This is a genomic window from Rhizobium altiplani (genome assembly GCF_001542405.1).
Lineage (GTDB): Bacteria > Pseudomonadota > Alphaproteobacteria > Rhizobiales > Rhizobiaceae > Rhizobium > Rhizobium altiplani.
In genome coordinates this window covers 217366-229769 of the sequence record NZ_LNCD01000033.1, presented here as the reverse complement: position 1 = coordinate 229769, position 12404 = coordinate 217366, and the positions used below count along the sequence as shown (strand labels likewise).

The window sequence follows — 12404 nt, the reverse complement described above, 5'->3', positions numbered from 1 at the left end:
ACCTGGAAGATCGGCGCCTCCTCGTCCTTGTTGATGGCGACGATGACCTTCGAATCCTTCATGCCGGCGAGGTGCTGGATGGCACCCGAGATGCCGCAGGCGATGTAGAGATCAGGAGCGACGACCTTGCCGGTCTGGCCGACCTGCCAGTCGTTCGGGGCGTAGCCGGCATCGACGGCAGCGCGCGAGGCGCCGACGGCAGCCCCGAGCTTGTCGGCGACCGGCAGGATGACTTCCTTGAACTTTTCGGCCGAGCCGAGGGCACGGCCACCGGAGATGATGATCTTCGCAGACGTCAGTTCCGGACGGTCGGAGGCCGACAGCGCGTCCTTGACGAAGCTCGACAGGCCAGGGTTGGCCGCGGCCGCAATAGCTTCGACCGGGGCAGAACCGCCTTCGGCAGCGGAGGCGAACGACGCGGTGCGCACGGTGATGACTCGTCTAGCGTCGGTCGCCTGCACCGTCTGGATGGCGTTGCCGGCATAGATCGGCCGCTTGAACGTGTCTGCGGAGACGACCTCGATGATCTCGGAGACCTGCGCGACATCGAGCAGGGCGGCGACGCGCGGCATGACGTTCTTGCCGGTCGAGGTGGCGGCGGCGATGATCGTATCATAGCTTGCGGCCAGCGAAACGATCAGGGCGGCCAGCGGCTCGGCCAGATTGTTGGCAAGGCTTGCGTCCTCGGCAACCAGCACCTTGGACACGCCCGACAGCTTGGCAGCCTGTTCGGCCGCGGCCTTGGCGCCGGCGCCGGCGACAAGCACGGTGACGTCGCTTCCCTGTTCCTTGGCGATCTGTGTCGCCGCCGTCAGCGCCTTGGCGGTCTGGTCGGAAAGGTGGTTGCCGTCGTGATCAGCCAGAAGAAGAATGGCCATGGATATATCTCCCTTTCTCGAACCTTTAAAGCACGCCGGCTTCGACTTTAAGCTTCTCGACCAGCTCGGCAACCGACTTGACCTTGACGCCCGCCTTGCGGCCGGACGGCTCCTCGGTCTTCAGCACCTTCAGACGCGGCGCGGTGGAAACGCCGAAGTCGGCCGGCGTCTTCTTGTCGAGCGGCTTCTTCTTCGCCTTCATGATGTTCGGCAGCGACGCGTAGCGCGGCTCGTTCAGGCGCAGATCTGATGTGACGACGGCCGGAAGCTTGACCTCGATCGTCTGCAGGCCGCCATCGACCTCGCGCGTCACCTGGGCCTTGCCCCCAGGGCCAGCAACTTCGATTTCGATCTTCGAGGCGAAGGTCGCCTGCGCCGCGCCGAGCAGCGCCGCCAGCATCTGGCCGGTCTGGTTGGAATCGTCATCGATCGCCTGCTTGCCCGCGATGATCAGGCCCGGCTGTTCGGCGTCGACGACGCCCTTGAGGATCTTGGCGACGGCGAGCGGTTCGACGGCGTCGTCGGTCTCCACCAGGATGGCGCGATCGGCGCCCATGGCAAGTGCGGTGCGCAGCGTCTCTTCGGCCTTGGCCGGACCGATCGACACGACGATCACCTCCTCGGCCTTGCCGGCTTCCTTCAGCCGCAGCGCTTCCTCGACCGAGATCTCGTCGAACGGGTTCATCGACATCTTCACATTCGAAAGCTCGACGCCTGTGCCATCCGGCTTCACGCGGATCTTCACGTTGTAATCAACCACCCGCTTGACGGGGACGAGAATTTTCATGGCTGCACCTGTCCGTTAGAGTTCGGGGTCGAACCAGCGCCTCGTTCGGGCAGGAGCACCCAGAACGCAAACAGCGGCTGATCCGTCGATCGCATGGCATGCCTTATCCCTGGCGGGTTGTAGAAGGATCCGCCGATACCGGGTGAGAACCAGCCAGAGTCCCCATGCCGGAACTCTCCCTCGGACATCACCAGATAGATTTCTTCGGGGGCATGGTCGTGATCGGGATATCGCACATTCGGCGCCATCAATGTGGCACCAAACCAGACGTCGTTGCGCTCCTCCAAGCCTCCCGGCCCGACGATCATCGCGTTCGCATGCCCGTCCTGAAAGTTTTCACTTGCGGTGCCGGATATGTCCTGGCGATGCCGCCAGATAAGGAGGGGTTCAACTGCCTGGAAGCGAGCGAGGAGTTGCCCAAGCACCGGCGAACCGACGTCGACTGAAATCTTCGACAAGAACTGGCACACGGGTAACCGGCGTCCCTCTCCCGACCGCTGTCCGCCTGACGTCTGAAGCACCGAAAATGCCTGACCGAGCGAACGGCGGGCTTCCGGATCCCTGGCATGTTCATCGAATGCCACATCGGCGGCGTCGATTAGAAGCTGTAGCTGTTCGGCCCGTTGTGCCACTGACAAACCTCCGTCTGCTTGGATGCGTCTTGCGTGGTCTAGAGATCCTTCGCGATGCGCAGGCCATCGTAGATGGCCGCATGGGTATTCCGCGCTGCGACCGCATCGCCGATGCGGAAGAGCTGGAACGTTCCCTCCACGTTGCGGACGACGGACTGGCGCTCGCCTGACAGGAGTTGGTCGTACGAGGTCTCGCCGAGATTGCTCGACAGAGGCTTGAGGTCGAAATAGAGGTCGTCGAGCGGGATCGTGCCATGGTTGACGACAATCTGGTCGACGACGCGCTGTTTCGATACGCCGCCGTAGTCACTTCCGACGCTGGCAACGATCTGGTTTCCGTTCCGTTCGGCGGCCTCGAGGCGGAATGTAACTGTGAATGTCACGTCCAGCTTCTGAAGAGATCGCATGTAAGGAACAAGGTTCATGGCCATGACCTCGGGCGCGAAGGAACGATCGGGCGTCATGATCTCGACCTTTGCTCCGGCCTTGGCCAGGAACTCGGCGGCCTGCAGGCCCGCGTGGTCTCCGGCATCGTCGAAGACGAGAACGTTCGAACCCGGCTTCACGTCTCCTGAGATGATATCCCAGGAGGACACGACAAGATCGTTGCCCTTGTTCAGAACCTCCGTGTGAGGAAGGCCGCCTGTCGCGATGATGACGACGTCTGGCTTCTCCGCGGTGATCGTGTCTTCTTCGGCCCATGTATTGAAATGGAAGACGACGCCGTATTTTTCGCACTGTGCCATTCGCCAGTCGATGATGCTGATCATCTCTCGGCGACGTTCGCTCTGGGCGGTCAGCCGGATCTGTCCGCCCGGATTGCTTGCCGCCTCGAAGACGATCACCTCGTGACCGCGCTCGGCGGCGACCCGGGCCGCTTCGAGGCCGGCCGGGCCAGCGCCGACCACGACAACTTTCCTGCGGACTTCGGCCTTTGGGACGACGTGGGGCATCGTCTCCTCTCGCCCGGTGGCAGCGTTGTGAATGCAAAACGCCATGCCGCCCTGATAAATGCGGTCAAGACAGTAATTGGCGCCGACGCATGGCCGAATGTCCTCTTCCCGCTTTTCAATGATCTTGCGGACGATATGAGGATCGGTCATGTGCGCACGCGTCATGCCGACCATGTCGACCTTGCCGGCCGCAATTGCGTGACGAGCCGTGGCAACGTCGGGGATCTTGGCGGCATGGAAGGTTGGGAAGTTGGTCGCGGCCCTGATTTCCCCGGCAAAGTCGAGGTGGGGCGAATTGGCCATCCCCTGGATCGGAATGACATCCGTCAGTCCCGGATCCGTGTCGATATGACCACGGATGACGTTCAAATAGTCGATGAGGCCGCTGTCGCGTAGCCTGCGAGAGATTTCAATGCCCTCTTCCTTGCCGGTGCCGCCAGGAAGACGTTCGTCAGCGGTGTAGCGGACACCAAGGATGAAGTCGTTGCCGACCCTCTCGCGCATCGCCTTGAAGACATCGAGACAGAAGCGCATGCGGTTTTCGAGCGATCCGCCGTAAGGGCCCTCGAGTTCGTTGGTCAATGGCGAAGCGAACTGGTCGATCAGATGGCCGTAGGCCTCGAGTTCAACGCCGTCCATCCCGCCGGCTTTCATGCGCTCGGCCGCGTCGGCAAAGTCCTTGATGATGCGCTCGATGTCCCAATCTTCCAGCTTCTTCGGAAATGCTCGATGTGCGGCTTCGCGGTGGTGAGACGGGGCGACGACGGGAAGCCAGTCGCCCTTATCCCAGCGCGTTCTCCTGCCGAGGTGCGTGAGCTGAATCATGATCGCAGCACCCTCTTCGTGGACGGCGTCGGTCATCTCCCTGACCCAGGGTACGATCTCGTCCTTGTACGCCAGGAGATTGTTGAAGACCGGTGGACTGTCCTTGGACACGGCTGCGGATCCCGCGGTCATTGTCATGGCGACGCCGCCTTTGGCCCGCTCGACCGTATAGGCCCGGTAGCGCTCCTTGGGCATGCCATCCTCGGGATAGGCCGGCTCATGGGATGTCACGATGATGCGGTTGCGTAGCGTCAGATGCTTGAGTTGATACGGCTGCAGCAGGGGATCGTTCGACATCTGTCATGCTCCGAATTAGGAAGTGGTCCGAACGCTAGGCGGAATGTACACATGTGTCAACGGCGAAAACACGACAGTCAAATTTGATTGACAGTCATGTACATTTTGATTGTGCGGAGCTTAACGATTTGCTAGGGATTGAACATGGACCAGAATTTGAGCGACAGTGGCTGGCGTGGATCGCAGGAGGGATGGCTCGAGGCAGCCTACGACTCCCTGCTGGAGTCCGGGATAGACTCCGTGAAGATCCTGCCCCTGGCAAAGAAGCTCAACCTGTCGCGCACCAGCTTCTATTGGTTCTTCAAGGATCGCGAAGAGCTTCTGGACGGGCTGGTCTCGCGCTGGCGGGAGAAGAATACAGGTTCGATCGTCAAGCAGTCGGAAGCCTATGCGGAGACCCTGGCGGAAGCGATGCTGAACGTCTTCGACTGCTGGCTGGACAGCCGGCTGTTCGACAGCAAGTTCGAGTTCGCCGTGCGAAGCTGGGCGCTACAGTCGGAGGAGATCCTTCAGGAGGTTCAAGAGGCCGATCGAACGCGGATGGACGCGCTTGCCAGCATGTTCAAACGCTTTGGCCATCCAGAAATCGGCGCGGATGTTCGCGCACGGACAACCTACCTCGTTCAGATCGGCTATATTTCGATGCAGTCGAACGAAAGTATCAGCGTCCGCATGAAGCGCATCCCCGAATATATCGCAATCTACACGGGTGAAACTCCGCAGCAGCGCGAGCTTGACCGCTTCTTTGCGAGACATAGCTACAAGCCAGGCCAGGGATGAGATGAGCGGAAAAGCAAGGATCGGGATCATTGGTGGCGCAGGTTGGCTTGGCGGTTCCATCGCAGAGGCGATCCTTCGCACAGGCCTCGCCGATCCTGACGATCTGACGCTCTCCTATCGCCGCTCTCGGCCAGACCGCTTCGCAGCCTCGCACTGGACAACGGACAATCAACTCCTTGCAGACCGTTCGGATGTGGTGATCTTGTCTGTGCGCCCGGAAGACTGGGGTTCGGTGCCTGTAAAGCTGGAAGGGAAGCTCCTGATCTCGGTCATGGCCGGTATCCGCGTCTCGGCGCTGATCGAAATGCATGCGACCGAAAGAGTGGTCAGAGCCCTCCCCAACGCTGCCGCCGAAGTCTCCTGTTCCTACACGCCCTGGATGGCATCGGCCGGTGTCGATACGGATGATCGCAGTCTGGTGCGAAAGATCTTTGGCGCCTGTGGTGTCGAAGACGAAGTGGGCAGCGAAACGCACATCGATTACCTGACGGGCATGTCTGGCACAGGCCCCGCCTTTCCCGCGCTCCTTGCCGCGGCAATGATGAAGCACGCGATCAGTCAAGGTTTGCCTGTGGAGATTGCCCGGCGCGCTGTCCTGACGATGCTGACGGGAACCGGACGGCTGCTGGAACGACAGCAGGACGACCCGGCCGAGATCGTCAATCGCTTTCTCGAATATCGCGGCGTGACTGCGGCGGGCATTCAAGAGATGCGCGCTTCGGGATTCGACGATGCTGTTTCCAATGGATTGGCCGCAGCCTTCAAGAAATCGGTGAGTATGGGAGACGCTTCCTAACGACCGTTGAAGCGGGTTTCGCGGCGTCCCGCTCAAGAATACATGCCGCTAAAAAGGGAACGATAATGACCAAGTTATTGGCTTCTACGTGCATGGTATTTGGGCTGCTGGGAGTGGCCTCGTACGCAAATGCAGCAGAGTGTGGCAGCGTCACAATCGCGAGCATGAACTGGCAAAGTGCCGAAGTCCTGTCGAACCTGGATAAGATCATCCTGAACGAGGGATATGGCTGCCAGGCGGAAATCACTGTGGGTGATACTGTTCCAACGATCACGTCGATGGCGGAGAAGGGCGAACCCGACATCGCTCCCGAAGCCTGGGTAGACCTTCTTCCTGAGGTCGTGAAGAAGGGCACAGATGAGGGACGTATCGTCAAGGTCGGTTCGCCGCTTCCCGATGGAGGCATCCAGGGTTGGTGGATCCCCAAATATCTGGCGGACGCCCATCCTGACGTAAAAACGATTCCTGACATGCTCAAGCACCCGGAATTGTTCCCGGACGCGGAAGACGCCTCGAAGGGAGCAATTTACAACGGACCGCAGGGCTGGGGCGGCACGGTGGTCACATCGCAGCTATTCAAGGCGTTCGAAGCTGAAAAGGCAGGCTTCAAGCTCGTGGACACTGGTTCCGGCGCGGGCCTCGATGGCTCGATCGCAAAGGCATACGAGCGCAAGCAGGGCTGGGTCGGCTATTACTGGGCCCCGACGGCTTTGCTTGGCAAGTATGAAATGGTGAAGCTCGAAGCCGGCGTCCCAGCTGACGCTGCCGAGTGGAAACGCTGCAATACTGTTGCTGACTGCGCCGACCCGAAGCCGAACGCATGGCCGGTCGATACGATTGTCACGCTCGTTGCAAAGCCCTTCTCCGAAAAGGCCGGACCTGACGTGATGGCCTACCTCGAGAAGCGCTCGTGGAGCAATGATACTGTCAACAAGCTGATGGCCTGGATGACGGACAATCAGGCGAGCGGCGAGGACGGTGCCAAGCACTTCCTGAAGGAAAACAAAGACATCTGGGCAAAGTGGGTGTCGGAAGACGCAGCGAAGAAAATCGAAGCCTCGCTTTGATTGTTGAATGGGCGGCGCGTTTTGACAACGCGCCGCCGCTTCAGAAGCCGGAAAACAACCAGAAGACTTGTCACGGCTCTTTCAGAGAAAGGGGAACCGAATGGAATGGTTTTACAAATTTCCGCACATGAATGACGACAGTCTTCGCGACCTCAAGAAGATGATTGATGACGGATTTCGAGCCTTCACGAGGGCATACGGCGATTCAATCGAGAGCTTCTTTTCTCCGTTGCAACACTTCCTGATCGCCGTCGACCGCTTCATGACCCAAACGCCGTGGCCGATCATAACGCTGATGGTCCTCGTTGTTGCGTGGCTCGGAAGCCGCAGCTTGAAGATCGTGCTGGGCTGTCTCGTGACGTTGCTGCTCATCGGCTACTTCGACATGTGGGAAGACACGATGCGGACCGTGTCGATGATCTTCGTCTGCACGGTCTTGTCCATCGCGCTCGGCTTGCCCATCGGGATCGTGATGGCGCGATCCGACCGGTTCCAGCGCGTCGTCCATCCGATCCTCGACGTGATGCAGACCATGCCGAGTTTCGTCTATCTCATCCCCGTCGTCATGCTGCTCGGGATTGGCCGTGTTCCCGGTCTCATCGCCGTCGTGATCTATGCAATTCCGCCGATGATCCGGTTGACCGACCTCGGCATTCGACTGGTCGACAAGGACGTGCTTGAGGCAGCTGACGCCTTCGGGGTTTCAAATTCCCAGAAGCTTTTCAAGGTGCAGATGCCGCTTGCCCTGCCAACCATCATGGCCGGGATCAACCAGACCATCATGATGGCGCTGGCAATGGTCGTGATAGCCTCGATGATCGGCGTCCAGGGACTTGGACAACCGGTCCTGAAGGCAATCGCCAATCAGTACTTCACGCTGGGCATTTTCAACGGCCTTGCCATTGTCGGCATTGCTATCATCTTCGATCGGGTCAGCCAGGCATATGGCAAGCGGCTCCAGAAGCATCGGGAGATCGTTCATGGGTGATCACGATTTCGGCGGCATCAAGATCCGCCATCTCTTCAAGATCTTCGGTCCGAACGCGAGATCGCACATCGAGGCAGTCCAGAACGGACTGACAAAGGCCGAGTTGAACCGGAAGCACGGTCACGTACTTGGGCTTCGCGATATCAATATCGAAATGCCGTCGGGTTCCATCCAGGTCATCATGGGCCTGTCCGGCTCGGGGAAGTCGACGCTCATTCGTCACATCAACCGACTGATCGATCCGACCGCCGGCGAGGTGCTTGTCGACGGCGTGGACGTGGTCAAGATGGATGAGACCGAGCTTCGCACATTCCGCCGGCATCAGACGGCGATGGTGTTTCAGAAGTTCGCCCTCCTGCCGCATCGCAATGTTCTCGACAACACGCTATTCGGATTGGAAGTCCAGGGTGTGGAGCGTTCGAAGGCGGTCGACGTGGCGATGCGATGGCTGGAGCGCGTCGGATTGAAGGGCTTCGAGGAGAAATACCCGAACCAGCTTTCGGGCGGCATGCAGCAGCGCGTCGGCCTTGCGCGCGCCCTTTCGAATGACGCACCCGTTCTCTTGATGGATGAGGCCTATTCTGCGCTCGATCCGCTGATCCGCACGGACATGCAAACGGTGCTGCTCGACATTCAGCGGGAGATCAAGAAGACCATCGTCTTCATCACGCATGATCTCGACGAGGCGCTGAGACTGGGAGACCAGATCGCCATCCTGCGCGATGGCGAAATCATCCAGCAAGGCAGCAGTCAGGACATCGTGTTGCGACCGGCAGACGAATACGTCGCCAACTTCGTCAAGGAGGTCAACCGCGGCCGCGTGGTTCAGGTCAGCGCCATCATGAGTCCGATGCGACCAGGAGCTGCCGTCAGCGGTGTCACCGTCGATGCTACGACGACGGTCGAGGAAGCCGTTCGCCTGCTTGCGTCGGTTCCGGATGGCGATGTGACTGTCATCGGGCAAGGATCTCGTCCCGTCGGGATGGTCACCTTCCGCCAGCTTGCGACCGCGATGGTCAATTCGGATACGGCCCAAACGCGCGAGGATGCCATTGCGCTCGCCCAGTAAGGCTCCCGCGAAGAGGTCCGGCCCTGATGTCTGCTGAATGCGTGCGCGGAATTCATCGCGAGTTCCGTGCTCACACGTCCCCAAGGGGATAATCGTTCTGCCCGTCAGGCCCCCTCAAAGCAAGTTCAGTCCAGACAAAGTCGCGTGGCGCCTCCCTCCGCCAGGTGTCAATGGATCCTGCCCAAGACCACGGCGTCGATAAGACCGTCATAGCCAGAACCCAGCAACGACCTCACATCCGGGAGCGACCATGCCCGAAAAGTTCCCCCGCCTCTTCAGTCCGCTTCAGATTCGCGGGCACACGCTTCGCAATCGCATCGTGTTTGGCGCTCACACCGCGAACATGGCAGTCGACGGGCTGCCGACGGAGCGCCATGTCGCCTACTACGCCGAGCGTGCTATCGGCGGCGCCGGGATGATTGTCGTCGAACCGATGCCGGTCCATGCTGCCGCGGTTCTGACGCAAAGGAACTTCCGTCATTGCGACGATACCGTGATTCCGCACTTTGCCAGGCTTGTCCGCGCCATCAAGGAGAATGGAGCCGTCGCGATCCAGCAACTCTACCACGTCGGGGCGCATGGCGACTCCGACAACTCCTTCCATCCCCATTGGTCGCCGTCCGGTCTGCCGAGCTACCACGACAGTGACGGCTCGCATCCGATGACGGAAGCCGAGATTTGGGAGACCATCGACGGGTTTGTTCAGGCGGCGCGCCGATGTCGCGAGGCCGGCTTCGACGGTGTCGAAGTATGGGCAGCCTATCTGGGGATGGTCGACCAATTCTGGACGCCTTGGAGCAATCGACGCGAAGACCAGTGGGGAGGCTCGCTCGAAAACCGCACGCGCATGTCTCGCGAGATTCTCTTTCGGATCAGAGAGACATGCGGACCAGATTTCATCATTGGCCTCGCAGTGAGCGACGAGCCGGATGTGAAGGCCGCGCTGCAGCGACACGAGCTTGCGGAGATCGTGAAGCTTCACGACGAGCTCGGCCTGATGGACTATGTCACATGCGGGTCTGGCGGATACCTCGACTTCTACAAGCTCATGCCGACATTCATTTATCCTGAAAAGCTCGGCGCCGATCTTGCCGCCTGCCTCAAGAAGGTCGTGAGAAATTCCGCCGTCATTGCCGAAAGCCATATCCGAACACCTGAAAATGCGGAGACAGTTCTTGGCGAAGGCGCGTGCGACCTTGTGTCGATCGTTCGTGGACAGATCGCCGACCCTCACCTGGCGCGCAAGGCCGGTGAAGGTCGCCCCGAAGACATCCGCGGCTGCATATCCTGCAACCAGATGTGCTGGGGGCGCCGTTCCCGGGACTACTGGATAAGCTGTCTGATCAATCCTTCAGCGGGACGAGAGTTCGAATGGAAAGGCGATCGTTTCACCAAGACACCCAGTCCAAAACGCGTATTTGTCATCGGTGGCGGCCCGGCGGGGCTCGAAGCGGCAAGGGTGGCGGCTGAACGCGGCCACAGGGTCGTCCTCTCGGAAGCCGGAACGCGTCTCGGTGGCAATTTTCTGCTCGCCGGCCTGCAGCCGAGACGTGCCCAGATCCTTGATCTGCTTGCCTGGTATGAACGCCAACTGGAAAAGCTCGGCGTTGACGTCAGACTGAATAGCTATGTGGAAGCAGATGACATCGACCCGTCGCAGGTGGACGTCGTGATCGTCGCGACCGGCTCCTATTCTCCGGAGACCGGGTTCCAGAAGGCCTTGCCGACGATTGCGGCGATGCCCGGGCTAGACAAGGGCGGCGTGTTCACCGTCGAGGCAGTCATGGCAAGGCAGGCAAGGCCAGGCAAGCACGTCCTTCTCCTGGACGAGGGCGGCGGCTGGCGCGGTTGCGGGACGGCCTGGAAGCTGGCGGAGGACGGCCATCAGGTCACGATCGTCACACCCGACCCGTTCGTCGGAAAGGAGCTTCAAAGAACGGCTGCCGATGTTCCGATGCGGCAGGCTTTGAAAAAGCTTGGCGTGCAGTGGATCACGGAGGTCAGCATCGCTGAATGGCACGGAAACGGTGCAACGGTTCTGGATCACAACACTGGTGATCGCAATTTTGTAGAGGCGGACAGCCTGGTCACCGCAACGACAAATCATCCGATGGACTGGCTGATGCCAGGCCTGCTCGAACTGGGTGTTCCCGCGCGACAGATCGGCGATTGCGCCGCGCCGCGGCAAGCTCCTTACGCCTTCTACGAAGGCAGAAAAGCGGGACTGGAGATCTGACATGTCCGAGGAGATCTTGCTCAAAAGGAAGGACGCCGAGGAACTTGCAATGAAGGCATGCCTGGCCTCGGGCGCGGCTCGCGCGAGCGCACGCTCCCTCGTGGACGCCACGCTTTCGGCGGCAAGCCACGGTCCCCCTACCCTCGGGTTCCCGCACTTCGTGGATTATCTCGATGGATTTCGCGAGGGACGAATAAATCGCGAGCCCAAGCCGCGACTGGACCGCGCCTTCCCAGCATTTCTCGTTTCCGATGCAGATCGCGGCATCGCCCAGCTAGGCTTCGATCTCGCTTTTAAAGATCTGCTCGACGCGGTTCGCAGCCTTGGAGTTGCTGTCTTCACGCAAACCAACAGCTACACCACCGGCGAACTCGGATACTACGTCCGCAGACTCTGCAATGAGGGTGTGATTGGACTGGCGGCAACCAACGCAAATGCCATGATGGTGGCGCAAGCCGGCGGACCTGTCGTCTACAGCACAAATCCGATGGCATTCGGATTTCCGCTCGGCGAGCACACGCCGCCCGTGATCATCGATCAGGCGTCGAGCGCCACCGCCTTCGTCAACGTCGTCAGAGCGGCCGAGGAGAAAGAGCCAATCCCGAAGGGCTGGGCAGTCGACTCAGGCGGCAACGCGACTGAGGATGCGGAAGAGGCGCTGAAGGGAGCTCTGTTGCCCTTCGGCGGCCGCAAAGGAGCCAATGTAGCGCTGCTGGTGGAGATGCTGTCTGCTGGCCTCTCCGGTGGCCCCTGGTCTCTGGACACACCGGATTTCAGGTCGGGGACCACGTCGCCCGCGGTGGGGCTCAGCGTGATTGCAATCATGCCCGGTCCGAGAGCCGACGGACGGATCGAGCGGGCACTTCGCCAAGTCGAACGCCTGCAAGAAAAAAGCGTATTCGTGCCGGGCGTTACGGGAGTTAATTCTACTCACACATCAGGAGAATTCTCCATCCCCCGAAGCGTATATGAAAAGATCGCCACCATCGCCAAGACAGCTTTAGACGGGGAGCCCTCCAACCGCAAACATTGCGACGGCTATCCAAAATAGCAGGCACACTTCTGTCGCAACCAAGAAGCCCATTGCACGATCGCT

Annotated in this window: 11 protein-coding genes; 7 read left to right on the top strand and 4 right to left on the bottom strand. The window is 60.1% G+C overall.

The annotated features are described in order from the left end of the window. From AS026_RS06790 to AS026_RS06775, 4 genes are all read right to left on the bottom strand, one after another. The coding region (locus AS026_RS06790; RefSeq protein WP_062369096.1) for an electron transfer flavoprotein subunit alpha/FixB family protein at positions 1–878 on the bottom strand (878 nt) is incomplete at its 3' end. Between the two features lie 25 nt (positions 879–903). Further along, positions 904–1665 carry an electron transfer flavoprotein subunit beta/FixA family protein gene (locus tag AS026_RS06785; RefSeq protein ID WP_062369095.1) on the bottom strand — a complete coding sequence of 254 codons (762 nt, stop codon included), beginning with the start codon at positions 1663–1665 and terminating at the stop codon, positions 904–906. Next, positions 1662–2297 carry a dimethylsulfonioproprionate lyase family protein gene (locus tag AS026_RS06780; protein WP_062369094.1) on the bottom strand — a complete coding sequence of 212 codons (636 nt, stop codon included), beginning with the start codon at positions 2295–2297 and terminating at the stop codon, positions 1662–1664. Before AS026_RS06780 ends, AS026_RS06785 begins: the two co-directional genes overlap by 4 nt. Positions 2298–2335: 38 nt before the next feature. Beyond that, entirely contained in the window at positions 2336–4372 is a 2037-nt protein-coding gene (locus AS026_RS06775) for an NADH:flavin oxidoreductase (RefSeq protein ID WP_062369093.1), read from the bottom strand. A gap of 144 nt (positions 4373–4516) precedes the next feature. Here AS026_RS06775 and AS026_RS06770 point away from each other — a divergent pair, with 144 nt between their 5' ends. From AS026_RS06770 to AS026_RS06740, 7 genes are all read left to right on the top strand, one after another. Beyond that, complete coding sequence (locus AS026_RS06770; protein WP_062369092.1) at positions 4517–5152, top strand: TetR/AcrR family transcriptional regulator; 636 nt, start codon at positions 4517–4519, stop codon at positions 5150–5152. Between the two features lies 1 nt (position 5153). Next, entirely contained in the window at positions 5154–5948 is a 795-nt protein-coding gene (locus tag AS026_RS06765; protein WP_062369091.1) for a pyrroline-5-carboxylate reductase family protein, read from the top strand. A 65-nt stretch (positions 5949–6013) separates the two neighbouring features. Further along, positions 6014–7015, top strand: a complete 1002-nt coding sequence (locus AS026_RS06760; protein WP_062369090.1) for an ABC transporter substrate-binding protein — start codon at positions 6014–6016, stop codon at positions 7013–7015. A 100-nt stretch (positions 7016–7115) separates the two neighbouring features. After that, on the top strand, positions 7116–8003 hold the full coding sequence (locus tag AS026_RS06755) for an ABC transporter permease (RefSeq protein WP_018856124.1): 888 nt from the start codon (positions 7116–7118) through the stop codon (positions 8001–8003). Further along, positions 7996–9072 (top strand): quaternary amine ABC transporter ATP-binding protein, encoded by a 1077-nt coding sequence (locus AS026_RS06750; RefSeq protein WP_062369089.1) that lies wholly within the window; start codon positions 7996–7998, stop codon positions 9070–9072. The genes AS026_RS06755 and AS026_RS06750 overlap by 8 nt, the downstream gene beginning before the upstream one ends. A 250-nt stretch (positions 9073–9322) precedes the next feature. Then, the gene (locus AS026_RS06745; RefSeq protein WP_062369088.1) at positions 9323–11308 is read left to right on the top strand and encodes an oxidoreductase; all 1986 of its coding nucleotides are present in this window, start codon (positions 9323–9325) and stop codon (positions 11306–11308) included. Between the two features lies 1 nt (position 11309). Beyond that, positions 11310–12359 carry an Ldh family oxidoreductase gene (locus tag AS026_RS06740; protein WP_062369087.1) on the top strand — a complete coding sequence of 350 codons (1050 nt, stop codon included), beginning with the start codon at positions 11310–11312 and terminating at the stop codon, positions 12357–12359. The last annotated feature ends 45 nt before the right edge of the window (positions 12360–12404 follow it).